The sequence below is a fragment of the Streptomyces sp. NPDC005483 genome (assembly GCF_040606035.1).
Lineage (GTDB): Bacteria > Actinomycetota > Actinomycetes > Streptomycetales > Streptomycetaceae > Streptomyces.
Genome location: NZ_JBEXEA010000002.1, coordinates 267,484 through 292,661 on the forward strand (window position 1 = coordinate 267,484; position 25,178 = coordinate 292,661).

At 71.4% G+C, this 25,178-nt stretch carries 18 protein-coding genes; 9 read left to right on the forward strand and 9 right to left on the reverse strand.

From position 1 onward, the window contains the following. Positions 1–69: 69 nt before the first annotated feature. Entirely contained in the window at positions 70–933 is an 864-nt protein-coding gene (gene modB / locus ABZT06_RS04555; protein ID WP_355734689.1) for a molybdate ABC transporter permease subunit, read from the reverse strand. Beyond that, the gene (gene modA, locus ABZT06_RS04560) at positions 930–1,754 is read right to left on the reverse strand and encodes a molybdate ABC transporter substrate-binding protein (protein ID WP_355734692.1); all 825 of its coding nucleotides are present in this window, start codon (positions 1,752–1,754) and stop codon (positions 930–932) included. Before modA ends, modB begins: the two co-directional genes overlap by 4 nt. A gap of 252 nt (positions 1,755–2,006) precedes the next feature. Here modA and ABZT06_RS04565 point away from each other — a divergent pair, with 252 nt between their 5' ends. Next, positions 2,007–2,696, forward strand: coding sequence for a M24 family metallopeptidase (locus ABZT06_RS04565; protein ID WP_355734695.1), 690 nt, complete (start codon positions 2,007–2,009; stop codon positions 2,694–2,696). A gap of 18 nt (positions 2,697–2,714) precedes the next feature. On the opposite strand, the gene ABZT06_RS04570 is transcribed toward ABZT06_RS04565, so the two are convergent. From ABZT06_RS04570 to ABZT06_RS04585, 4 genes are all read right to left on the reverse strand, one after another. Next, positions 2,715–3,110 (reverse strand): helix-turn-helix transcriptional regulator, encoded by a 396-nt coding sequence (locus tag ABZT06_RS04570; RefSeq protein WP_355734698.1) that lies wholly within the window; start codon positions 3,108–3,110, stop codon positions 2,715–2,717. Between the two features lie 409 nt (positions 3,111–3,519). Beyond that, the gene (locus tag ABZT06_RS04575) at positions 3,520–5,049 is read right to left on the reverse strand and encodes a UDP-N-acetylglucosamine 1-carboxyvinyltransferase (protein ID WP_355734701.1); all 1,530 of its coding nucleotides are present in this window, start codon (positions 5,047–5,049) and stop codon (positions 3,520–3,522) included. An 83-nt stretch (positions 5,050–5,132) separates the two neighbouring features. Continuing rightward, a complete protein-coding gene (locus tag ABZT06_RS04580; protein WP_007385362.1) occupies positions 5,133–5,333 on the reverse strand; it encodes a DUF4236 domain-containing protein in 201 nt (66 codons plus the stop codon). 589 nt (positions 5,334–5,922) lie between these two features. Beyond that, on the reverse strand, positions 5,923–6,054 hold the full coding sequence (locus ABZT06_RS04585) for a hypothetical protein (RefSeq protein ID WP_355734705.1): 132 nt from the start codon (positions 6,052–6,054) through the stop codon (positions 5,923–5,925). 181 nt (positions 6,055–6,235) lie between these two features. Here ABZT06_RS04585 and acnA point away from each other — a divergent pair, with 181 nt between their 5' ends. Further along, positions 6,236–8,953, forward strand: coding sequence for an aconitate hydratase AcnA (gene acnA / locus ABZT06_RS04590; RefSeq protein WP_355734708.1), 2,718 nt, complete (start codon positions 6,236–6,238; stop codon positions 8,951–8,953). A 570-nt stretch (positions 8,954–9,523) separates the two neighbouring features. Here the strand turns inward: acnA and ABZT06_RS04595 are convergent. Then, the gene (locus tag ABZT06_RS04595) at positions 9,524–10,768 is read right to left on the reverse strand and encodes an MFS transporter (protein WP_355734711.1); all 1,245 of its coding nucleotides are present in this window, start codon (positions 10,766–10,768) and stop codon (positions 9,524–9,526) included. A 70-nt stretch (positions 10,769–10,838) separates the two neighbouring features. After that, positions 10,839–11,381 carry an SDR family oxidoreductase gene (locus ABZT06_RS04600; protein ID WP_355734714.1) on the reverse strand — a complete coding sequence of 181 codons (543 nt, stop codon included), beginning with the start codon at positions 11,379–11,381 and terminating at the stop codon, positions 10,839–10,841. A 214-nt stretch (positions 11,382–11,595) separates the two neighbouring features. Between ABZT06_RS04600 and ABZT06_RS04605 the strand changes: the two genes are divergently transcribed. The 7 genes from ABZT06_RS04605 (at position 11,596) to ABZT06_RS04635 (ending at position 24,146) form a co-directional block, all read left to right on the forward strand. Next, positions 11,596–14,958 (forward strand): BTAD domain-containing putative transcriptional regulator, encoded by a 3,363-nt coding sequence (locus ABZT06_RS04605; protein WP_355734717.1) that lies wholly within the window; start codon positions 11,596–11,598, stop codon positions 14,956–14,958. Positions 14,959–15,144: 186 nt separating this feature from the next. Then, on the forward strand, positions 15,145–15,495 hold the full coding sequence (locus ABZT06_RS04610; RefSeq protein ID WP_355734719.1) for a hypothetical protein: 351 nt from the start codon (positions 15,145–15,147) through the stop codon (positions 15,493–15,495). Further along, a complete protein-coding gene (locus tag ABZT06_RS04615) occupies positions 15,492–17,045 on the forward strand; it encodes an ATP-binding protein (protein ID WP_355734722.1) in 1,554 nt (517 codons plus the stop codon). Before ABZT06_RS04610 ends, ABZT06_RS04615 begins: the two co-directional genes overlap by 4 nt. A 202-nt stretch (positions 17,046–17,247) precedes the next feature. Next, positions 17,248–17,796: a DUF1062 domain-containing protein gene (locus tag ABZT06_RS04620; RefSeq protein WP_355734725.1), complete on the forward strand. Its 549-nt coding sequence runs from the start codon at positions 17,248–17,250 to the stop codon at positions 17,794–17,796. 263 nt (positions 17,797–18,059) lie between these two features. Beyond that, entirely contained in the window at positions 18,060–18,641 is a 582-nt protein-coding gene (locus ABZT06_RS04625; protein WP_355734728.1) for an HD domain-containing protein, read from the forward strand. 811 nt (positions 18,642–19,452) lie between these two features. Beyond that, positions 19,453–20,517: a lytic polysaccharide monooxygenase gene (locus tag ABZT06_RS04630; protein ID WP_355734730.1), complete on the forward strand. Its 1,065-nt coding sequence runs from the start codon at positions 19,453–19,455 to the stop codon at positions 20,515–20,517. 356 nt (positions 20,518–20,873) lie between these two features. After that, positions 20,874–24,146: a GH92 family glycosyl hydrolase gene (locus ABZT06_RS04635; RefSeq protein ID WP_355734733.1), complete on the forward strand. Its 3,273-nt coding sequence runs from the start codon at positions 20,874–20,876 to the stop codon at positions 24,144–24,146. Here the strand turns inward: ABZT06_RS04635 and ABZT06_RS04640 are convergent. Next, entirely contained in the window at positions 24,127–25,140 is a 1,014-nt protein-coding gene (locus tag ABZT06_RS04640; RefSeq protein ID WP_355734736.1) for an acetylxylan esterase, read from the reverse strand. The genes ABZT06_RS04635 and ABZT06_RS04640 overlap by 20 nt on opposite strands. Positions 25,141–25,178 lie beyond the last annotated feature (38 nt).

Sequence of the window (25,178 nt, forward strand, 5' to 3'; positions counted from 1 at the left end):
TCGTTCCGCCATCAGCCGTTTCAGTACCGTCCGTCATGTCTCCGGCCGTCCCGCCCCCGCCCACCCCAGTCATCTCGTCGCCATCCAACGGTCGCGCAGCCCCGCCAGTACCGCCACGGACACGGCCAGCAGGACCAGGCTGAGGGCGATGGCCGCCTCCGGGTCGCTCTGGAGGGCTAGGTAAACGGCTAGTGGCATGGTCTGGGTACGGCCGGGAAAGTTGCCCGCGAAGGTGATCGTCGCGCCGAACTCGCCCAGCGCCCGCGCCCAGGCCAGTACGGCGCCCGCCGCCACCCCCGGCGCGATCAGCGGCAGCGTGACCCGCCGGAACGCGGTGAAACGGGAGGCGCCCAGGGTCGTCGCCGCCTCCTCGTAGCGCGGGTCGGCGGCCCGCAGGGTGCCCTCCACGCTGATGACGAGGAAGGGCATCGCGACGAATGCCTCGGCGACCACGACCCCGGCCGTGCTGAAGGGGAGCGTGATCCCGAACCATGCGTCCAGCCACTTCCCGACGACCCCGTTGCGCCCCAGCGCCATGAGCAGTGCGACACCGCCGACGACCGGCGGGAGGACCAGCGGGAGGGTGACCAGGGCGCGCACCAGGCCCCGGCCGGGGAACTCGACGCGGGCCAGCAGCCAGGCCAGCGGGACCCCGATCACCAGGCTCACCGCGGTCGCGGCCGTGGCGCACACCAGGGACAGCTGGAGCGCCTGCCATACCGCGGCGCCGGTCAGCTGCTCGGGCATGCCGCGCCAGGGGGCCCGTACGAGCAGCGCGATCAGCGGTACGGCAAGGAACGCCAGGCCGATCAGCGCGGGCACGAGCAGCGGCAACGGCACAGCGCGGCCGCCGCCGGTCCTTCGGACACGCCGGCGCCGCGGCCCGCCCCGGAGGGTCTCGGACGCGGCAGTGGCCTTGTCGGTCGGGCTCACGGCTTGAGGAATCCGGCCCCGGTAAGGATCTTCTGGCCTTCGGCGGACCGCACGAGTGCGATGAAGGCCTTCGCGGCGTCCGTGTGCCGCGTGCCCTTGAGCAGGGTGATCGGGTAGTCGTTGACGGCGTCGGCGGACTCGGGGAACTCCACGCCCTCCACCTTGTCACCCGCCGCGTGCACATCGGTCCTGTAGACGACGGCCGCGTCGGCCTCCTTCAGCTCGACCTTCGTCAGGGCGGCCTTGACGTCCTGCTCGTAGGACACGGGGGTGAGCTTCAGCTTGGCGGCGTCGAGGGCCTTCTGAGCGGCGGCACCGCAGGGCACCTCCTTCGCGCACAGCACGACCTTCAGGTCCTTGTCCGTGAGGTCCTTCAGCGACCCGACCCTGTCCGGGTTGCCGGGCAGGGTGGCGATCTCCAGCTGGTTGCGCACGAAGGTGACGGGCGTGCCGGAGGCGTCCCCCGCGTCCGTGACGATCTTCATCGTCTTGGGGCTGGCCGAGGCGAACACGTCCGCCGGGGCACCGCCGGTGATGCTCGCGGCCAGCGAGTCGCTGCCGCCGAAGCTGAAAGTGACCTTCGTGCCGGGGTGGGCCTGCTCGAACTGCTTGCCGAGAGTCGTGAAGCTCTCCTGGAGGGAGGCGGCGGCGAACACGGTCACCGTGCCGGAGAGCTCGCCCGAGGCGGACGCCGACCCCGAGGACGAGGAGTTCGCGTCCGACGACGAGCAGGCGCTCAGGGCCAGCAGCGCTGCCGCACCCGCACCTGCGCCGGCCGTTCGCAGGGCCCGGCGGTTCCGGCGCGCGGTAGGGGTCTTCACAGGTCCGCTCCTTCTGGTCCTCATGATCCCGGCTCAGGCCTCGGCGAGGCAGCGCACGTCCATCATCACGTCCCTCATCACTTCGATCATACTGACGCAGATGCCAGGCAAAAACCCCCTGTCACATCGCATGAGCCGCAGACCAGATCCAGCAGGGTGGCATGTGCGTTCGTACGGAGTGCGGGCCGTGGACCGGTTCGGCGGAGCAGAATTCCGTTGTCGCGGTCGATCCAGACGAATATGTTCGGGCCCATGGCGGACGACGAACCCACACGCGCGGCAAGGCTGCTGGACGCCCAGTCGAAGGCCGTACGGCTCTTCGCGGAGATCGAGGCGCGCGGACTCGTCGCGCCGGGCCAGGGGGAGCGGGCGGTCAGTGATCGGGTCCGGGACCTGGCGAACGAACTGTTCGGCACCACCCGGCACTGGCACAAGCGGATCGTGCGCTCGGGACCGAACACGCTCCAGCCGTACCGGGAGAACCCGCCGGACCGGGTGATCGGCGCGGACGACATCGTCTTCGCCGACTTCGGCCCGATCTTCGAGGAGTACGAGGCCGACTTCGGGCGGACCTTCGTCCTCGGTGACGACCCGGTCAAGCACCGCCTCCGCGACGACCTGCCGAAGATCTTCGCGGCGGGCCGGCGCGCCTACGAGGCCGACCCGGACATCACCGGCGCGCGGCTGTACGCCGAGGTCGAACGCCAGGCCGCCAACTCCGGCTGGCGTCTGGGCGGTTGGCATGCCGGGCACCTCGTCGGCGAGTTTCCGCACGAGTCGATCGACGGCGCCGACGTGGAGTCGTACATCACCCCCGCCAACGACACCCCGCTGCGCCGCACCGACAAGGCCGGACGCCGCTGCCACTGGATCCTGGAGATCCATCTCATCGACGGCGAGCGGGAGTTCGGCGGCTTCCACGAGGAACTGCTCACCCTCTGACCCGGACGGCGGCCCCGCTCAGGTGCGGTCGATGTGCACGTTCGTCGACTTCACCCGGGCGGTGGCCTCCACCCCGACCTCCAGGCCGAGTTCCTCCACGGCCTCCCGCGTCAGCAGCGACACCAGCCGGTGCGGGCCCGCCTGGATCTCCACCTGGGCCGCGACATCGCCGAGCTTGACGGCGGTGACGATGCCGGGAAAGGCATTGCGGACGGAGGTGTGGGAGGTCTCCTCCTCACCGCCGTCGCCCTTGGCCAGCTCCACGGAGAAGGCGGCCAGGTCCCGCCCGTCGATGAGGCGCCGACCACTCTCGTCGCGGTGCGTGGGGACCCGCCCGGCGTCGGCCCACCGCCGCGCGGTGTCGGGGCTGACGCCGAGCAGCCGTGCGGCCTGGCCGATCGTGTAGGACTGCATGAGCGACAAGATAGGCGTCCCGGCGTCACGAGGCGCAGGCGACCCGCGTCTCCGGGATGTGGACGGCACCGGAGCCCGGCGTGCGTCGGCGGCCTGGGAGCTCGCGGTGCAGGAGCCTGCGGCCGGCATCTACAACAATCTCGGTCTCCGCACGGCGGGGCTCCCGAGGGCGGAATGCGGAGTCCGGGTCTTTACCCTGCAGGCACTCATCGTCTGCCGTCGGTGTTCGTGATGGCGTCGACGCCCGGTCACCGGCCTGCCCGCTTCTGCGGGAGACGGGCATCCATCCCGTCCCGGATCAGGAAGTACGCGCGGCGTCCTGGCCCCAAGCCCCAGAGGTCCCAGAGGCGTCGCCGCACCCCTCCAGGCCCCACTTTTATGCAGGTCAGAAGGGGTGCGGCACCGTTGTTCAGATGTCCCGGAAGATCTCGATCTGCGCCCCCACCGAGTTGAGCCGCTCGGCCAGGTCCTCGTAGCCCCGGTTGATGACGTAGACGTTGCGCAGCACGGACGTGCCGTCCGCCGCCATCATCGCCAGCAGGACGACCACGGCGGGGCGCAGGGCCGGTGGGCACATCATCTCGGCGGCGCGCCAGCGGGTCGGACCCTCCACCAACACGCGGTGCGGGTCGAGGAGTTGAAGGCGTCCGCCCAGACGGTTCAGATCCGTCAGATAGATCGCGCGGTTGTCGTAGACCCAGTCGTGGATGAGGGTCTGGCCCTGCGCGACCGCCGCGATGGCCGCGAAGAAGGGGACGTTGTCGATGTTCAGGCCGGGGAACGGCATCGGGTGGATCTTGTCGATCGGCGCCTCCAGCTTGGAGGGCCGGACCGTGAGGTCGACCAGCCGGGTGCGGCCGTTGTCGGCGAAGTACTCGGGCGTACGGTCGTGGTCGAGCCCCATCTCCTCCAGCACCGCGAGCTCGATCTCCAGGAACTCGATCGGCACCCGGCGCACCGTCAGCTCCGACTCCGTCACCACGGCCGCGGCCAGCAGGCTCATCGCCTCGACCGGGTCCTCGGAGGGGGAGTAGTCGACGTCCACGTCGATGTGTGGCACGCCGTGCACGGTGAGGGTGGTGGTGCCGATGCCCTCGACCCTGACTCCCAGGGTCTCCAGGAAGAAGCAGAGGTCCTGGACCATGTAGTTGGAGGAGGCGTTGCGGATGACGGTGACGCCTTCGTGGCGGGCGGCCGCGAGCAGCGCGTTCTCCGTCACGGTGTCGCCGCGCTCGGTCAGTACGATCGGGCGGTCGGGGCGGACGTTCCGGTCGACCCGGGCGTGGTACTGGCCCTCGGTCGCCGCGACGTCCAGACCGAACCGGCGCAGCGCGATCATGTGCGGCTCGATGGTCCGGGTGCCGAGGTCGCAACCGCCGGCGTACGGCAGCCTGAAGCCGTCCATGCGGTGCAGCAACGGGCCGAGGAACATGATGATCGAGCGCGTGCGGACGGCGGCCTCGGCGTCGATGGCGTTCATGTCCAGCTCGGCCGGCGGCACGAGTTCGAGGTCGACGCCGCCGTTGATCCACCGGGTGCGCACCCCGATGGAGCTCAGCACCTCCAGGAGGCGGTAGACCTCCTCGATGCGGGCGACCCTGCGCAGCACCGTGCGCCCCTTGTTGAGGAGCGAGGCGCACAGCAGGGCCACGCACGCGTTCTTGCTCGTCTTGACGTCGATCGCGCCGGACAGCCGACGACCGCCGACCACCCGCAGATGCATCGGGCCCGCGTAGCCCAGAGAGACGATTTCGCTGTCCAGCGCTTCACCGATACGGGCGATCATCTCAAGGCTGATGTTCTGGTTGCCGCGCTCGATGCGATTGACGGCGCTCTGACTGGTGCCGAGCGCCTCGGCAAGCTGCGACTGTGTCCAGCCCCGGTGCTGTCGGGCGTCACGGATGAGCCTGCCGATACGTACGAGGTAGTCGTCTGCCATGGGGTTGAGGCTATCTCAGATATGAGATGCCGCATTTCGAGGGGGTCCGTTCGGGTGAGGAGCCCGGCGGGCCTGAGGAAACGTCAGTGGCGCTTGGCGGTGCGGGTCCGGCGCCATCCGAAAGGTCCGGGCAGATCAACCGATGTCGTACGACGTCCCGTGCTGCTGTGCGTGTGCTTCGGTCCGTGGCTTCCGCCACCGGTCGTGATGGACCAGGAGTGCCGGTTGATGTTCAGCCGCACCCCGGGAAGGATTCGGAAACTCTTGCGGAACGTGAGCGGCATGGGGGCCTCCCGTCGAGGGTTCGGTCGCGTGCTTACGACGGTGTTCGCATACCCCGGCCCGGCGAAGTGATGGGTGCCGGGTTCGTATCCGCCCGTTGTGGTGGGCGAGTTGGGGCGGACGTGTCGTCGGGGGCGCCCGTCACGCGCGGCGTCCGGCGCCGGTGTCCTCGCCGGGTCCAGGTCGACGGCCGCGTCGAAGCGTCACCGGCGGTGAGCGACGTGCTCGCGGTGCCGGGCCCGCGACCACCGAAAGGTCGGCGCGGTGTCGCGGCCGGCGTGGCCCCGGGGGGCGGCGGCCGGACCATGGCGTACGGCCCGCCGACGGCGCCGGCGTGGTCACGTGCGGGTCAACGCACGCCGTGCCAGGTCGCCTGCGCGGGTCCGTCGCCTTGCCGGCATCCCGGCGGGAATGGGGAGCGGCCTTCAGTGGCCGGCCGACCTGAGACGTGCCCTGGCCGCCTCCGCCTGCGGGTACCGACCGCGACGATGGCACCGCACACGGCCGGCGGGTTCAGCGCGAACCCGATGGCCGGGCCGAGCGGCGCACAGCCCGCCGGCGGCGCCGGACATGGTCAGGCTCGGGATCACGTCACGTCACGCCGTGCCAGGCCACCGCCGAGCGCAGGTCGCCCCGCGAGGCCCGCAGGGCGCGACAGTCGCCCCCGCCGCGCGCGGGGTCCACGGGCCGCCCGGAGATCGCGGCGAGGCCGGGCATGACCATCCCGGCCTCATGTACTAGAGTTATCTCGACATCGAGATATCTGCCGAGGCGTACCGCAGTCGCACGCTTTCGCTGGGTCTGGCAGTAAGGCATACCTAACTTAGCCTTACCTTAGCGGATCGGCCAAGACGGCGTGGCGGCAGGATGCGGTGGTAAGCGCACAAAAATGAAGGAGACTGTCGTGTCGGCGAACAGCTTCGACGCCCGCGCCACGCTGAGCGTGGGCGACGAGTCGTACGAGATCTTCCGGCTGGACAAGGTGGAGGGCTCGGCCCGCCTGCCGTACAGCCTCAAGGTTCTCCTGGAGAACCTGCTCCGTACCGAGGACGGCGCGAACATCACCGCCGACCACATCCGCGCCCTCGGCAGCTGGGACTCCCAGGCCCAGCCGTCGCAGGAGATCCAGTTCACGCCGGCCCGCGTGATCATGCAGGACTTCACCGGCGTGCCCTGTGTCGTCGACCTCGCCACCATGCGTGAGGCCGTGAAGGAGCTCGGCGGCGACCCCGCGAAGGTCAACCCGCTCTCCCCGGCCGAGCTGGTCATCGACCACTCCGTCATCGCGGACAAGTTCGGCACCCACGACGCGTTCGCGCAGAACGTCGAGCTGGAGTACGGCCGCAACCGCGAGCGCTACCAGTTCCTGCGCTGGGGCCAGACCGCCTTCGACGACTTCAAGGTCGTCCCGCCGGGCACCGGCATCGTCCACCAGGTGAACATCGAGCACCTGGCCCGGACCGTCATGGTCCGTAACGGCCAGGCCTACCCCGACACCCTGGTCGGCACCGACTCGCACACCACCATGGTCAACGGCCTCGGCGTGCTGGGCTGGGGCGTCGGCGGTATCGAGGCCGAGGCCGCGATGCTCGGCCAGCCGGTCTCCATGCTCATCCCGCGTGTCGTCGGCTTCAAGCTGACCGGTGAGCTCAAGCCCGGCACCACCGCCACCGACCTCGTGCTCACCATCACCGAGATGCTCCGCAAGCACGGCGTGGTCGGCAAGTTCGTCGAGTTCTACGGTGAGGGCGTCGCCGCCACCTCGCTGGCGAACCGCGCCACCATCGGCAACATGTCGCCGGAGTTCGGCTCGACCGCCGCGATCTTCCCGATCGACGACGAGACCATCAAGTACCTCAAGCTCACCGGCCGCTCCGCACAGCAGCTCGCGCTCGTCGAGGCGTACGCCAAGGAGCAGGGCCTCTGGCTGGACCCGAAGGCCGAGCCGGACTTCTCCGAGAAGCTGGAGCTCGACCTCTCCACGGTCGTCCCCTCCATCGCCGGCCCGAAGCGCCCGCAGGACCGCATCGTCCTCGCGAACGCCGCCGAGCAGTTCAAGCAGGACGTCCGTAACTACGTCAACGACGAGTACGAGGCCAGCAAGGAGTCCTTCCCGGGCTCCGACGCCCCGTCGACGATCCCGAACGGCGCCCCGTCCAACCCGGTCACCGTGACCGCCCCCGACGGTTCGACGTACGAGATCGACCACGGCGCGGTGACGGTCGCGGCCATCACCTCCTGCACCAACACCTCCAACCCTTACGTCATGGTCGCCGCGGCGCTCGTCGCGAAGAAGGCCGTGGAGAAGGGCCTGACCCGCAAGCCGTGGGTCAAGACCACCCTCGCCCCGGGTTCGAAGGTCGTCACCGACTACTTCGACAAGGCGGGCCTGACCCCGTACCTCGACAAGGTCGGCTTCAACCTGGTCGGTTACGGCTGCACCACCTGCATCGGCAACTCCGGCCCGCTGCCGGAGGAGGTCTCCAAGGCCGTCAACGACCACGACCTCGCGGTGACCTCGGTCCTCTCCGGTAACCGGAACTTCGAGGGCCGTATCAACCCCGACGTCAAGATGAACTACCTGGCCTCCCCGCCGCTGGTCGTCGCGTACGCCCTCGCGGGCTCCATGAAGGTGGACGTCACCAAGGACGCCCTGGGCGCCGACCAGGACGGCAACCCGGTCTTCCTCAAGGACATCTGGCCCTCCGAGGCCGAGGTCAACGACGTCGTCGCGAACGCCATCGGCGAGGACATGTTCAACAAGTCCTACCAGGACGTCTTCGCGGGCGACGCCCAGTGGCAGGCGCTGCCGATCCCGACCGGCAACACCTTCGAGTGGGACGCCGAGTCGACCTACGTCCGCAAGCCCCCGTACTTCGAGGGCATGACGATGGAGACCACCCCGGTCTCCGACATCACGGGCGCCCGGGTCCTGGCCAAGCTGGGCGACTCGGTGACGACGGACCACATCTCGCCCGCCGGCGCCATCAAGGCCGACACCCCGGCCGGCAAGTACCTCACCGAGCACGGTGTGGAGCGTCGTGACTTCAACTCCTACGGCTCGCGCCGAGGCAACCACGAGGTCATGATCCGCGGCACGTTCGCCAACATCCGCCTGCGCAACCAGATCGCGCCGGGCACCGAGGGCGGCTACACCCGCGACTTCACCGTAGAGGGCGCCCCGGTGTCGTTCATCTACGACGCCTCGCGCAACTACATCGAGCAGGGCATCCCGCTCGTCGTCCTGGCCGGCAAGGAGTACGGCTCCGGCTCGTCCCGCGACTGGGCCGCCAAGGGCACCGCGCTCCTCGGCGTCAAGGCCGTCATCGCCGAGTCGTACGAGCGCATCCACCGCTCGAACCTCATCGGCATGGGCGTCCTGCCGCTTCAGTTCCCGGAGGGCGCCACGGCGGCCTCCCTCGGCCTGACCGGCGAGGAGACCTTCTCCTTCACCGGCGTCGAGGAGCTCAACAACGGCACCACGCCGCGCACGGTCAAGGTCACCACCGACACGGGCGTCGAGTTCGACGCGGTCGTCCGCATCGACACCCCCGGTGAGGCCGACTACTACCGCAACGGCGGCATCATGCAGTACGTGCTGCGCCAACTCGCCAGTTCTTGATCTGACGTGAACGAGTGCCCTGCCCCTGCATCTCGCGGGGAGCGGGGCACTCGTGCTTGACGGGCGGTAGACGCGTCTGCGCGGGTGTGGCGAACGAGCGCCGCTAGATGGCGGCCGGGTCGGACGTGAGGTGAGGTGCCGCTGAACGCGGACAGACAACGGGACCGTGCTCGAGCATCAGTTCCTCGGACACCGATGACCCCTGTACGACGGCGACGCACTCCTCACGGACTATCCCCCTCCACCATGATCAGCCCGGACAGCATCCACCCGATCAACCAACGTGACAGCGGGCCCCTAACTCGACATGGGGAGCAGTTGTTCTGTCATGGAGACGTACTCGGCCATGGCGTCGCGGTCGCGGATCAGGGAGCGGATGCGTTCCGTCATACGGTCGCGCTGACGCCCCAGGGCGGGCTGGTGCAGACACGGCAGGATCCGCCGGATGATGCGGGTGCGGGAGGTGTCAGTGCGCTCCGACAGTTCACCGATGCGTATGGAAGTTCCTTTCTCGGAGGACGGCCCCCGAACTCCCCGGTGACGGCGGGGCGTTCGAGGGCCGTGTGCCGGCTACGCGTTGGGCCGCTTCGCGGGGAAGCCGTGGCTGCGGGCGAGGACGACGACCCCGAGCACCGGCAGCAGGAGCAGGAACATGGTCGGCGGGAAAGAGTCGCTGCCGATCGCGTCGAGCAGGATGCCACCGAGGATGCCGCCGCCCGCCATGGCGACGTTCCACAGCGTGACGAGCATCGCCTGCGCCGCGTCGGCGGAGTCCCCGCCGGCGTCGCCCGCGGCGGTCTGCAGCAGCGTGGGCACACCGCCCCAGCCGAGACCCCACAGCAGGGCGGCGACGTACACCAGGGCGGTGTTGTCGGAGAGCACCGCCAGCAGCGCCGCGGACACGGCGACCAGCAGTGCGCTCGCGATGGTCAGCGCGCGCAGCCGGCGGTGGATTTGGGCGCCCACGATCCAGATGCTGACCAGCGATGCGGCACCGAACGCCAGCAGCACCAGGTCGGTGCTGCCGCCCATGCCCAGGTCGTCCAGGAACGTGGCGACGTACGCGTACAGGATGGTGTGCGCCAGGACGAAGACCAGCGTGACGAACAGGACCGGGGCCACACCCGGGACCCGCAGCGCACCCAGCATCTTCGGGCGCTCACCGCGCTCCTGCCCCGGGTAGTCGGGCACGGCGGCGACGATCCACAGCAGCAGCACGACGGTGAGCCCCGTCATCGCCAGGAACGCCGTGCGCCAGCCGAGCGTCTCGCCGAGGAAGGTGCCGGCCGGCACGCCGAGGGAGAGCGCCACCGGAATGCCCGCCATCGCGACGGCGATCGCCTTGCCCTGCAACGGTACGGGCGCCATGCGCCGCGCGTACCCGGCGAGCAGGGCCCATGCCAGTCCGGCGGCGACACCCGCGACGAACCGCGCGACCATCGTGACGCCGTAAACCGACGACACGGCCGTGACGGTGTTGGCCACGGCGAAGCCCGCCATGGCGGTCAGCAGCAACACCTTGCGCCGCCACGCCGAGGTGGCCGCGGTCAGCGGAATCGCGGTCAGCGCGGTGCCGATCGCGTAGATCGTCACCGTCTGACCTGTCGCCGACTCGCTCACCTGCAGGTCGTCGCTCATCGCGGGGAGCAGGCCCGCCGGGAGCGTCTCGGTGAGGCTGGTGATGAAGACTGCCGTGGCGAGAGCCAGCAGGGCGAACAGCGGAAGTTTCTGCCGCTGTTCGCTCCCGCCCGTGGCATCGGGTGCGGCCCCGCTGTCCTCTCCGCGGGCGGCGGTGGTATCTGGTGAGGTACTCATGTGGTGATCTCCGGATCTTTGGGGACGGGGTGGATCGCATCGGGCGCCGCGAATCGTCGAGGACAACCGGCTAGGGGTGGCCGAGGCCGCCGTCGACCGGGAGCCGGGCGCCCGTCGTGAACGTCGCGTCGGTGGCGAGGAAGAGCGCGGCACGCGCCACCTCCTCGGCGGAGCCGAGCCGGCCCAGCGGAGGCAGCGGTGCCGTGCCGCCGGCCGGCGCCTCGATACAGCTCGGTGCCACGGCGTTCACGCGGATGCCGCGGGTGATCAGCTCAGCGGCGAGCGCCCGCACGGAGGCCGGGGTCGGGGCAGGAGCGGTGAGCACCACCGCGCCATGGTCCACGAGGTACGGCAGCAGTGGACGCGCCGTCGGCACGGCGTCGGCGAACACGAGATCGATGCCGCCGACAGGCCCGAGAGTGGCCTCGACGACGTTCGGTGAGACCACGCGGGCCGCGGAGCCCAACTCGGCGCCCGCGTGGTCCCGCTCCTGCGCGGTATGCGCGGTCAGCAGCACCTCCGCGCCGCCCTCCACGAGCCGCTTGGCGATGGCCAGCCCGATCCCGGTGGCCTGCCCGACGACCACGGCCTTTTTGCCCGCGTACCTGGTCATGCCTACCGCTCCCTCCTCATGGCGCCGCTGCCGGACGCACCGCGGCACCCGACGGCAACGACTGTGCGCGCCGGCGCTTCGGAGGGACTTCGGGGCCGCTGACAGTTCGCTGACGGCCGCCCGTCCGGCCGTCTCGGTGATGTCGGGGTCGTGCCCGCCGCCCCGGTGGCGACCGGAGCGGGCCGGCCGCCCCCGGACCTGTACGGTTGCTCGCATGCGGTTTGGGGTGCTCGGGCCACTTGTGGTGTGGGACGACGAGGGGGAGACGGTCACGGTCCCCGAACTCAAGGTCCGGGCCCTGCTCGCGGATCTGCTCGCGCACGACGGGAAGCCGGTCTCCGCCGACCGCCTCGTCCACGACCTGTGGGGCGACGCACCGCCGGGCAAGCCGAGTGGCGCGCTCCAGGCCAAGGTCTCCCAGCTGCGCCGGGTGCTCGGCCGGGACCGCGTCGTACGGCAGGCACCGGGCTACCGCCTACGCCTCGACCCCACGGTCGACGAGGTGGACGCCGACCGCTTCCACGCCTTCGTCGCCGAGGCCCGCGCCGTCCGCGACCCTCGCGCCAAGGCCGCGCTGCTCACCGAGGCCCTCGATCTGTGGCGGGGACCGGCCTACGCCGACTTCGCGGACGAGGAGTTCGTACGGGGGGCCGAGCGGCGCCTCACCGAGCACTGGTTGTCCGTGCTGGAGGAGCAGGCGGAGGCCCGCCTGGAGGCGGGGGACCACGTCCTGCTCTCCGGCGAACTGGCCGACCTGGTGGCCCGACACCCCCTGCGGGAACGCCTGCGCGCCCTGCAGATACGGGCGCTCTACCTGGCCGGCCGCCAGAGCGAGGCCCTCGCCTCGTACGAGGCCCTGCGCGCCCGCCTCGCCGAGGAACTCGGAGTGGACCCCAGCCCCGCCCTCGGCGCCCTCCACCAGGCGGTGCTGCGCCAGGACCCGGAGCTGGAACAGAAGTTCACCACCATGCCGTCGACGCATCCGACAGCGACCGGCCCGGAGAAGGCGCCCGGCGGGGCCCCGATAACCCCCGGCACGTCAGCGACCGCGTCCGGCGCCACTCCGGCCGCCCTCGCGACGGCCCCGACCAGCGCCCCGGCGCTCCCGAGTCCCCCCACCAAAACCCCCCACTCGAACCTCCCCGCCCCCCTTACCCCCCTCATGGGCCGCACCGACGCCCTGACCCGACTCTCCCAACTCCTCGACACCACCCGCCTGGTGACACTCACCGGGCCCGGCGGTGTCGGCAAGACGCGGCTCGCCGTGGCCGCGGCCGCCTCGGCGTCAGCGGAGGAACTCCCCGACGGCGTCTGGCTCGTGGAGTTCTCCGGAGTCCGGACCGGTACCGCCGCCGACCTCGCCCAGGTCGTCGCCTCCGCACTCGGCATCCGCGACGACGCCCCGTCCGCGCTGCCCGGCACCGGAGCGCCGTCCCCGTCCCCGGCTCACCGCCTCGCCGCCGTGCTGCGGGACCGCCGTACCCTGCTCGTCCTGGACAACTGCGAGCACGTCGTCGACGCCGCCGCCGAACTCACCGAGCTGCTGCTGCGCACCGCCCCCGGACTGCGGGCCCTGGTGACCAGCCAGGAACCGCTCGGCCTCGCGGGTGAGGCCGTCTTCCTCGTGGAGCCGCTCCACGACGACGACGCCGTACGGCTGTTCACCGAGCGGGCCGCCGCCTCCGCCCCCGGCTTCCCCGGCGACCCGGACGCCGCCGACCCGGCCGACCGGGCGGCCGTCGCCGAGATCTGCCGCCGACTGGACGGCATCCCGCTCGCCCTGGAGCTGGCCGCGACCCGGGTACGCGCACTGGGAGTGCGAGAGTTGGCGGACCGGCTCGGCGACCGGTTCCGGATCCTGACCGCCGGGCAGCGGGGCGCGCCCGCACGGCAGCAGACCCTGCGGGCGATGATCGACTGGAGCTGGGAGCTGCTCAGCGCGCCCGAACGCATCGTGCTGCGCCGTCTCGCCGTGCACAGCGACGGCTGCGACCTGGCCGCCGCCGAAGCGGTGTGCGCGGGCGACGGCGTGGACCGCGAGGAGGTGCTCGACCTCGTGACGCGGCTCGTCGACCGGTCCTTCGTGGTCGTCGTCGAGGGCCCGGCCGGGCGCCGCTACCGGCTTCTGGAGTCCGTCGCCGCGTACGCCACGGAGCGGCTGGACGAGATGCAGGACCTCACCGCCGTACGCGATCGCCATCTGCGCCACTACCTCGCGCTCGCCGAACGCGCCGAGTCCCGGCTGCGCTGTGCGGGGCAGCGCTCCTGGCTCGCCCGCCTGGACGCGGAGACGGGCAATTTGCGGGCCGCGCTCGACGAGGCGGTGCGCCGCGCCGCCGCCGGGCAGGCCGACGAGGCCGTACGACTGGCCACCGTCCTGTCCTGGTGGTGGCTGCTGCGCGGCCGGCTCACCGAGGCTCGCCGCAGCCTGTCGGCCGTCCTGACGGTCGCTTCCGACTCCCCCGAACTCGCCCTGCTGCACTCCGCGTTCGCGCTCCTGACCGGTGACCACGCCGAGGCGGTGACCGGCGCGACGGCCGACGCCGTCCCCGACCCGGTACGCCGGGCCCGCGCCCTCTGGCTGTGTGCGTACGGCCTGTTCAGCGCGGGCGAGGTGACCGCGAGCGCCGAGCTGAACGCGCGGGCGCTCGACCTCTTCGACGGTGCGGGCGAGCAGTGGGGCACCGCCGCCGCGCTCGGCCTGCGCGCCACCCTCGCCCTGGTCCACGGTGACCTCGACGCGCTCGGCCGGGACGGGCGACGCAGCGCCGAGCTCTTCGGTGAGGTGGGCGACCGCTGGGGCGAGTTGCAGACGGTGTCGCCGCTCGCCGCGCTCGCCGAGATCAAGGGCGAGTACGAGGAGGCGGCCCGCCTGCAGCGGGAAGGGCTGAGGCTGGCGCGGGAACTGGGCCTGGAGGCCGAGGTGTCGGCGCGGCTGTCCGGGCTCGGCCGACTCGAACTGCTGGCCCGGCAGTGGGAGCAGGCGCGCAGTCTGCACGAGCAGGCGCGTCGGATCGCCGCCGAACAGGGTTACAAGTACGGCGAGATCCACTCCGAGATGGGCCTCGCACTCGGCGCGCGCCGCTCCGGAGACCTTGACGCCGCCGAGGCCCACCTACTGCGCATCCGCGACGGCTTCGCCGACGTCTCCTCGGAGGCGGGCGACCATCTGCTGCTGGCCGAGCTCGGCTTCATCGCCGAACTGCGCGGTGACGCCGACCAGTGCGGGCGCCATCACCTGCGCGGACTGGACGTCGCCCGTTCCCTCGGTGAACCGCGCGCGCTGGCTCTGTCCCTGGAGGGCCTCGCGGGAGCGGTGGCCCTGCGAGGATGCGCGCCTGCCGCCGAGTGCGCCGTGCTGCTGCTCGGAGCGGCGGACGCGGCCCGCCGAGGGGTGGGCGCCCCGCTGCCGCCCGCCGAGCGCGGTGACGTCGACCGCGTCACGGCGGCCGCACGGGCGGTGCTGGGTGGGGCGGCCTTCGCGGAGGCGTTCGAGCGCGGGGCGCGGCTCACCGTGGAGGAAGCGGTGTGCCAGGCGCGGGCGACGCTCGACTGGGACGGTGACCAGGCCGGTTGAGGACGGGCCTGCGGGTGCGTGTCTTCCTGAGGGTAAGAACGGCAATCGAAGCATGTCTCGGTACGTGCTGCGCAGCCTGATCCGCAAGTAGGCCCTTCGCCGTTCCCAGGACGAAACGGCACAGGTCATCACCCAGCCTCAGGTGGAACACAGGATTCCCTCAGTGGGCGGGGACACGATCGGTACATGACTGGCACATCCGGGTCCCGAACCGGCCACGCACACGGGCTCATCGCCGACCACGAGCCCGCACCCGACGAAGCGCGGTTGCTCGCCGCCACGAAGGCGGGCGGGCGCCCCTACCCGGCGCCGGACGGGCGCAACGCCCTGCGTACGGTCCGCGGTTGGGCGCCCCGCGCCGTCGTGCTCGACGGGACGCTGCCCGACCTGGGCGGACTCCGGGGACCGTTGCGCCGCGCGGGGCCCGGGCACGGCCGCACCGAGGAATCCGTACGTGTACTCGGCGACCCGGCATCGGTGATCCACGCCGTGCGCGGTCTCGGGTACGTCATCAGGGCCGTGGAGGACGGGAGATGAGCAGGCGACCGAGCACGAGGATGCGCACCCTCTCCGGTATCCGATCGCTCCGTACCCGGTCCATCCGTACGCGGCTGCTCGTCTTCGTCAGCGCGACGCTGGTCGTCGTCTGTGTCGCGATGGGCCTGGTCACGACGCTCTTCCAGCACGTCTACCTGATGGGCGACCTGGACGACCGCGTCCTCGCCACCGCCGAACGGGCCCTGGAGGGAGCCTCGTCGCACCCGGACCGCGAGGACGAACCGATCTTCCTGGGGAAGACCGGACAGCCCGCCGGGATGCTCTCCGCCCGGCTGGACAAGGACGGCGCCATCGTCTCTGCGGCCGTCGTCGGCCAGGACGCCCCGCCCCGCGACCTCAGCACCGGCCAGCGCTCCGCCCTGGCCGGGATCCGGGCCGACGGCGCGATGCACACCCGGAACCTGCCCGGCCTCGGCACCTACCGGGTCACCGTCCTCGTGGACGGAGGCATCCGGGTCCTCGCCGGGCTGCCCATGGACGACGTCCAGGACATGATCAGCGGACTCGTGATGATCGAGACAGGTGTCGCCGTGGCCGGGCTCATCGCCGCCGGCGGTGTCTGCGCGGTGGTCATACGACGGCAACTGCGTCCCCTCCGCCGGGTCGCCGCCACCGCGGCCCAGGTCTCCCGCGCCCCGCTCGGACACGGCGAGGCCACCGGCCTGACCCGGGTGCCCGAGCACGACACCGACCCCGACAGTGAGGCCGGTCAGGTCGGCGCCGCACTCAACCATCTCCTCGACCAGGTGGAGTCCTCCCTCGCCGAACGGCAGCGCGGCGAGGAGCGGATGCGGCGCAGCGAGGAACGCATGCGGCGCTTCCTGGCCGACGCCAGCCACGAACTGCGTACGCCGCTCGCCTCGATCGCCGGATACGCCGAGCTGATGAACCGCGGCCCCGACCGCATCGAACCGGTGCTGGCCTGGCGCCGGGTCTCGGCGGAGTCCGCCCGTATGACGGGCCTGGTGGAGGGCCTTCTCCTGCTCGCCCGCCTCGACGAGGGCCGCCCGCTCCAGCGCTCGGAGGTGGACCTGGCGGGGCTGGTCGCGGAGGCGGTGTGGGACGCGCGGGCGGCGGGCGGCGACCACGACTGGCAGCTCGAACTGAGTCTGGACGTCCCGGCGTTGGTGACCGGCGACGAGATCCGGCTGCGCCAGGCGGTGGCCAACGTCCTGTCCAACGCGCGGATGCACACGCCGCCCGGCACGAGGGTGACGGCATCGGTGGAGTCCGCGGACGGGCGCTGTGTGATCCGCGTCCACGACAACGGCCCCGGAATCCCCCCGGCCCTCCTCCCCACCGTCTTCGAACGCTTCACCCGAGCGGACACGTCCCGCTCCCGCGTCGACGCGAACTCCGGTGGTTCCGGACTGGGTCTGGCCATCGCGGCGGCGATCACGACGGCCCACGGAGGCCACATCCAGGTGAACAGCGTCCCGGGACATACCGAGTTCACGATCGATCTGCCGGCGGTCATGGAGGCGGGGGTGGCGCAGCGGGCGGTTTCGGGGAACGGAGTGTCGGTGTAGTCCGCCAGGCTCGGTCGGCGGGCGAAAACCAGTGGATGAGGGCCGCCGCGCGCCACTACCGTGCTGCCGAACCAAGTCGCCCAGGCTAGGACGTGCCGTTGTACACCCTGTGAGACCCCCCAAGCGCTGATCGGTCGCGCGTCGCGCATGTGCGCCGCGCTGCTTCTTGCTGCGGACTTCTCACTGAAACCGGTGTACTTCTGTGCTCACCACCTGGGTGGTCATGCCCACCTGCCTGCCGCACGTCCTCCGCCGTTGCCACACCTGCGCGTCGGAGCGCTTCCGGGCCGACGGCAGGTTTCGCGTCAACGCGAACCACAAGCTCCTCGACGCCTGGCTCCTCGTGCTCTGCACCGCCTGCGGGGATACGGCGAAGCTCACGGTCCTGGAGCGGATGCATGTGCGTTCCGTACGACCTGCGCTGCTGGACCGGCTGCACGACAACGACCCTGTCCTGGCCGCCGAGTTGCTTCAGGCCCCGGACGTACGGCGCCGTAACCGCATCGCGTTGGACTGGAGCGACGCCTGGCGTCTCGACACCGGCGGATCGGATCACCTGGACCGCGAGGTGATCGACGTCTCGGTCCGCTTCACGGCCCGGATCCCGGTCCGGCCGACCCGCCTGATCGCCGGAGGCTGCGCCCTTTCCCGGGCGGAGGTCGAAAGACTGATCACGGAGGGCAAGCTCGTCTCGGCGGTCCGCCTGAACGCCAAGCTCTCGAGCGACTTCACCTTCACGCTCAAGCGCTGAGCTCTCCATGGCACCTGGGGCCCGCCCGCCGATCCTATGGGCCGGGCCCCGGGTGCCCGCGCTGTGCTTGGCACCCGCCGCCGGTCGGCCGCCACACCCGGACCACGAGAGCTGGAGGCTGGGCAGAGTGCTTCGGTGGCGGGCCGGTTCAGCATGGCGTGCCGATCGGGCCGTTCCCCGCCCCCGCTCGCGTGCCCGCGTGCACCTCCCCACCAAGACGGCAGAATCACCCCAACTCCCGCCCCCACCCCTACCCTTGCCACGTGACCGCCCCCGACCCCCTGCACCGCGCCCTCCACGCCCCCGGCCCACGCCCCCTCCCCGACGAGGTGGCCACCCTCCTGCGCACGCTCGCCGCGCCACCCCGTCTGGCGGCCCACCTGAGACTGGTGCACGACGTCGCGTACGAGCTCGTCGCATGGCTGGCCAGCCGGTACCCGGCGCTTCAACTCGACCGCGAGGCCGTACTGTTCGGGGCCGCGACCCACGACGTCGGAAAAGCCGCGCACGTCTCCGAACTCTCCGGCCCGGGCTCCGCACACGAGGAGGCCGGCCGTGAGCTTCTCCTGGCCCACGGCGTCGCCCCCGGACTCGCCCGCTTCGCAGCCACCCACGCGTCCTGGACCCTCCCGGAGATCGGGCTCGAGGACCTGCTCGTCAGCGTCGCCGACAAGATCTGGAAGAACAAGCGGGTACCGGAGCTGGAGGACCTGGTGGTCAGGAGACTGGCGGAGTCGAGCGGCCGGACGGTGTGGGAGGAGTTCCTGGCCCTCGACGACGCCCTGACGGCCCTAGGAGAAGACGCACCGGAGCGACTGACCTTCCAGACGACTCACCCGGTGTGACCACCGCCCGCACGCGATCGTACGACGTGACTGCTCGCCGCGCTTCCCAGCCGTCGCACCGGCTGTGACCCGGCGTCCGGCGTTCCCCGCCTCACCTGGTCCTGACTGCTCCCCGGGCTTCCTGGCCGTCGCGCCCGCTGTGACCCGGCGTCTGACGTTCCCGCCCGGTCCGACCTCTCGCCCGGCATCCCGGGTGCCGCACCCGGTGGGATCCCGCGTCTGGGATTTCGGCGGACCGGCCTGGTCCTGACCGCTCGCCGGGTTTCCTGGCCGTCGCACCGGTTGTGACCCGGCCTCTGGCGTTCCGCCGTCCCGCCTGGTCCTGACTGCTCGCCGGGCTTCCCGGCCGCCGCACCCGCTGTGACCCGGCGTCCGTCGCCCCCCGTCCCACCCGGTCCAACCTCTCGCCGGGCCTCCCAGCCCCCCGAAACGGCCCCGCACCTGCCCTCCGAGCGACCCCATCCGACCAGTCACCGACCTTCCAGCCGCCCCACCCAGCGTGACCGCACCCGCTGCCTTCCAACCGGCCCGCAACTCACCCACCCCCCACCTACCCTCCGCACCGACCCCCACGGCACCCCCCCGCACCGACCCCCAGCACTCCCGCACCAACCCCCCCCACACAACCCCCCGCCCCCCGCCCCCTGTTTACAGTCACCCCACTTCGCGCTACCTTCCGCAACACGTGGGGTGGGAGCGCTCCCATACGGACGGACCGGAACCCGCCCGTCGGCGGCTCCCACTCCACGGCAACCCCACGGCAACCACACACCCCGCATGGCCCGTACCTCAAGGAACGGACTGGACTGTCATGATCCTGACAAGGTTATCGAGGGTGACCCGTCCCAGAGCCCTCTTCCTGGTCCTCGTCTCCCTGCTCGCCACCATCCCCGCCCTCAGCCTCGTCCTCACGGCCGGCGGAACGGCCGAGGCCCACGGCACCCCGATGAAGCCCGCCAGCCGCACCTTCCTGTGCTGGCAGGACGGGCTGACCGACACCGGTGAGATCAAGCCGGTCAACCCGGCCTGCAGAAACGCCCAACAGGTCAGCGGCACCACGCCGTTCTACAACTGGTTCTCCGTACTCCGCTCGGACGGCGCCGGCCGCACCCGCGGCTTCGTGCCCGACGGCCAGCTGTGCAGCGGCGGCAACACCAACTTCACCGGCTTCAACGCCCCCCGCGACGACTGGCCGCTCACCCACCTCACCGCGGGCAGGACGGTCGACTTCTCCTACAACGCCTGGGCCGCGCACCCGGGTTGGTTCTACGTCTACGTCACCAAGGACGGCTTCGACCCCAAGAAGACCCTCACCTGGGACGACATGGAGGCCCAGCCGTTCCTCAGCGTCGACCACCCGCCGCTCAACGGCAGCCCGGGCACGGTCGAGGCCAACTACTCCTGGACCGGCCAGCTTCCGGCGAACAAGTCCGGCCGCCACATCATCTACATGGTCTGGCAGCGCTCGGACAGCGCGGAGACCTTCTACTCCTGCTCCGACGTCGTCTTCGACGGCGGCAACGGCGAGGTCACCGGCATCCACGAGCCGGGCAACCCGACCGAGCCGGTCCCGGGCACCTGCACCGCCACCCGTAGGACCACGGGCAGTTGGAGCGGCGGCTACCAGTCCGAGGTGACCGTCACCAACTCCGGCGACGTCCCGATGCTGGGCTGGATGGTCGACTGGACCCTGCCGACCGGGCAGAAGGTCGACAGCCTCTGGAACGGCAACGCCACCTACACCGGCCAGGACGTGATGGTCCACAACGCCAACTGGAACGGCTCGCTCAGTCCGGGGCAGAGTACGACGTTCGGCTACGTCGTCACCGGCTCCGGAGGCGACACGGCCACGACCCTTCCCTGCCGGGTCGGCTGAGTCACCGTCAGTACGCGCTCGAACCCTCAGCTCAGGGCGGACCTGGTGGGACTGTGCGCCACCGGGTCCGCGAGCCGTGTCGGCGCAAGGGGGGTGGTGGCCGACGCGGATGGTGCATGGCTTGTGACGACGCGACGCGCGACAACGTTGTCGAGTGGTCTGTACATGACTCTACCGCGGCAACGGACAACGATGTCAAATGAGTTGGGGTGAATGGCTGGACCCGGCCGGGTGTCCCCCTCGCGCGTACCTCCGGCCGTACGCACCCTTCCGTGATACGCGTGGCGCACGTTACTGTCCCTGCGGCTTGTGCGACCTGTGGTGCGCGACCCGTCCGAAGGAGGAGGGGCCGCGTCATGCGTTTCCGTCCCACGTCCTTGCTGCTGGCGGCCGTTCTCGCGGCCACCGGCGCCACCCCCGCCCTCGCGGCGCCCGCCGCGTCGCCACCCGGTCTCGTCGACGACCCGACCGCCTACGTGAACCCGCTCATCGGCACCAAGAACGGCGGCAACGTCTTCCCCGGCGCCGTCACCCCGTTCGGCATGTTCTCCTTCAGCCCCGAGAACACCCGCGGCGACGCCACCCGCACCGCCGCCCCCGGCGGTTACCTGTACGACGCCACCCGCATCCGAGGCTTCAGCCTCACGCACATGTCCGGCACGGGCTGCGCGGGCGGCAGCGGCGACATCCCGCTCTTCCCCTTCGCAGGCGAGGTCACCTCCTCCCCGGCGAGCGACACCAAGGACGCGGTGTACGCGGCCGACTTCAGCCACGCCGACGAGACCGCGGAACCCGGCCACTACAAGGTGGGCCTCTCCTCCGGCGTCACCGCCGACCTCGCCGCCACCGCCCGCACCGGCTCGGCCCGCTTCACCTACCCGGCCGACAAGCCCGCCTCCCTGCTTTTCCGGACCGCCAACTCCGAGGTGGGATCGACCGGGTCGGCGGTCGAGATCGACCCGGCGACCCGGACGGTCTCCGGCTCGGTCACCTCCGGCAACTTCTGCGGCTACCTGGACCCGGAGGGCCAACGCGCCTACTACACCGTCCACTTCACGGCCCACTTCGACCGCCCCTTCGCGGCCACCGGTACCTGGCAGGACGACCGGCTCGCCCCCGGCACCCTCAAGGTGTCCGGAGGCACGGGCGGCTTCTCCCAGGGCGGTCGGCCCGTCGCGGGCAAGGGGGCGGGCGGATACGTCCAGTTCGCCCCCGGCACCGAGCAGGTCGGCGTCAGGATCGGGATCTCGTACGTCAGCCGTGCGGGCGCCGAGGCCAACCTCGCCGCCGAGAACCCGCCCCAGCGCTCCTTCGACGCGGTGCGCGACGCGGCCCGCCGCGCCTGGCGTGACCGGCTGCGGGCGATCCGCGTCGGCGGCGGCACCGCCGACGAACGCACCACCTTCTACACCGCGCTCTACCACGCCCTCCTCCACCCGAACGTCATCAGCGACGCCGACGGCAGATACCGGGGCAGCGACGACGAGGTACACCGTGTCGCCCGCGGCCACCGGGCCCAGTACGGCACCTTCTCCGGTTGGGACATGTACCGCGGCCAGGTGCAGCTGCTGACCCTGCTCGACCCGCGCACCGGCTCGGACGTGGCGCAGTCCCTGTACGAGCTGGCCCGGCAGAACGGCGGAGTGTGGGACCGCTGGCTGCACGGCGCGAGCGGCACCCATGTCATGAACGGCGACCCCTCACCCATCGCCCTGGCCGGCATCCGCGCCTTCGGCGGCACCGGCTTCGACCTGCGCGGCGCACTGGACTCGCTCGTGCGGGCCGCCACGGTCCCCACCGAACAGGACCTGTCGTCCGCCGGGAAGCCGGTGCTGTCCGCCGGTCAGCGCCCCTCCCTCGACAAGTACCTGAAGCTGCACTACATGCCGTCCGTCTCCAACGCCTGGGGCGGCGCCGCCGAGACCCTGGAGATGTCCGGCGCCGACTTCGCGCTCTCCCAACTGGCCCGAGCGGCAGGGGAGAAGGACACGGCGGCGGCCTTCACCAAGAGATCCCAGTGGTGGCAGAACAGCTTCGACATCGCCGCCGACCCGAGCGGCGGATACATCGCCAACCGCAAGGCGGACGGCAGTTGGGTCACCGGCTTCACCCCGGCCACCGGCAACGGTTTCGTCGAGGGCACGGCGGCCCAGTACACCTGGATGGTCCAGCACGACCCGGCGGGCCTGTTCGCCGCGATGGGCGGCCGCGACAAGGCTCTCGCCCGCCTGGACGCCTTCTTCCACGACGACAGCGGCGACTGGGCCTTCACGGGCAACGGCGGCGAGAAGTCCGAGCTGGACAACGAGCCGTCGATCGACGTCCCCTACCTGTACGCCTACGCGGGCGCCCCCTACAAGACACAGGAAACCGTCCGCGCCGCCATGCGGCAGCTCTGGTCGACCCAGCCGGGCGGCATCCCCGGCAACGACGACCTCGGCGCGATGTCCGCCTGGTACGTCTTCTCCGCGCTCGGCATGTACCCCCAGGTGCCGTCCCGGTCCGAACTGGTCCTCGCCTCACCGCTGTTCCCGCGGATCGAGATCGACCGCCCCTCCGGCAACGACATCTCCGTCCGCGCGCAGGGGGCGGCCGCCGACGCGCCGTACGTCCACGCGCTGAAGGTCGACGGCCGTACGAGCCAGGCGGCTTGGCTGCCCGCCTCCTTCGTGCGGGACGGCGGCCGGCTGGACTACACCCTCTCCTCCGAGCCCGATCCGGCCTGGGGCGCGGACGCGGCCCCGCCGTCCTTCCGTGAGGGCGAGCAGCCGTACCAGATCGGTGTCGGCCCGACCACGGCGACGATCGCGCCGGGCGGCAGCACGAAGGTCGGTGTCCGCGCGCTGTCCCTGAGCGGCGACGGCACCGGCCCCGAAGTCCGCTTCCGAGTCGAGACACCCGAGGGCATCACAGCGACCCCCGCCGAGGGCACGGTGGCCGACGGCTCCCAGGAGATCACCCTGAGCGCCACCGAGGGCACCGCGCAGGGCTTCTACGACGTCACGATCGCCGTCACCTCGGACGGCACCGCGTACGAACAGCCCGTCTCCCTCACGGTCGCCGCACCCGGCACCCTTCTCGCCGCCTACGACAACACCGGGATCTCGGACGACTCCGGTGACCACGACGAGGCCGACTACGACGGCGGCGGCTGGAGCTACTCCCGCCAGGCGCTGGAGGCAGCCGGCCTCACCCCGGGCCGGCAGGGCACGGTCGACGGCCTGACCTTCACCTGGCCCAACTCACCGAACGGCCGGCCCGACAACGCGACGGCATCCGGCCGGTCCGTCCAACTGGATGAACCAGTAAGCCAGTTGTCCTTCGTCGGCAGCGCGGTCAACGGCAACCAGCAGTCCCAGGCCACCGTCACCTACACCGACGGCAGCACCGGCACGGTCGAACTGGCCTTCACCGACTGGACCGTCGGGGGAGGCGGCGGCACCGTCCAGTACGGCAACGAGGTCGTCGCCCGCGCCGCCTATCGCAACGTGTCGGGCGCGGACCGGGACCCGGTGGCGACGTACGTCTTCGCCACGAAGCCGTTCGCGGCACCGGAAGGGAAGCGCATCGTGAGCGTGAAGCTGCCGCAGAACACGGACCTTCACGTGTTCACCCTGGCTGTGAGCTGACGGGGCCGAGTCCCAACACCGCGGTCAACCAGTCGAGTTGGCGGCGCACCTGCACCGCGTCGCCGCCCTCGTGGCCGTTGTACGGATAGGCGTGGATCTCCTTGCGGGGGTCCAGGCCGGTCAGCTCGCCGTAGCGGTTGAAGGCCGCGTACGCCCCGCTCGGCGGGCACACCGTGTCGCGCAGCCCGACCCCGAAGTGGGCCGGGGCGGCGGCGCGCCGCGCGAAGGAGACGCCCTCCACGTACGAGAGCGTGCGATACGCGGCCTCCTCCACGCCCCGGTGCACGGAGAGGTAGGCACCGATCTCGCCGTAGGGGCTCGCGTCGGTCAGGTCGAGGGCGCGCCGGATGCCGCACAGGAAAGGCGCCGTGACCAGGACCGCCGCCAGGTCCGGCACCAGTCCCGCGACGGCCAGCGCCAGCCCGCCGCCCTGGCTGTTGCCGACGGCCGCGACGCGTCCCGCGTCCACCCCCGGCAGCGCCCGCACCGCCGTCACCGCGCGCACCGCGTCCGTGATCAGCCGCCGGTAGTGGTAGGCGCGCGGGTCCAGCAGGCCACGTACGGCGGGACCGGGGCCGCCCGGCGCCGAGGCGTGAGGGTCGGGGGTCGCGCCGCCGTTGCCGTACTGGTCGCCCTGGCCGCGATTGTCCATCAGCAGATGCGCGTACCCGGCGTTCACCCACGTGAGCCGCTCGTGGGGGAGTCCGCGCCCCCGGCCGTAGCCCGCGTACTCGACGACCGCGGGCAGCGGCTCGCGGACCCCGGCGGGTCTGCTGTACCAGGCGCGCACCGGATCGCCGGCGAAGCCCCGGAACGTGACGTCCCAGGTCCGCGTCAGCCGCAGCCCGCTCTCCTCCGGGCGCACCGACGCCAACACGTCCGTCTGCGCTGCCTCCTTCAGGGTGTCACGCCAGAACTCGTCGAAATCCGGGGGTTCCCGGACATCGGGACGGTAGTGCTCCAGCTCCGCGGCAGGCAGGTCGAACGCAGGCACAGGGCACCTCGCATGAGTCGGTCCAAGTAGTGAAACTT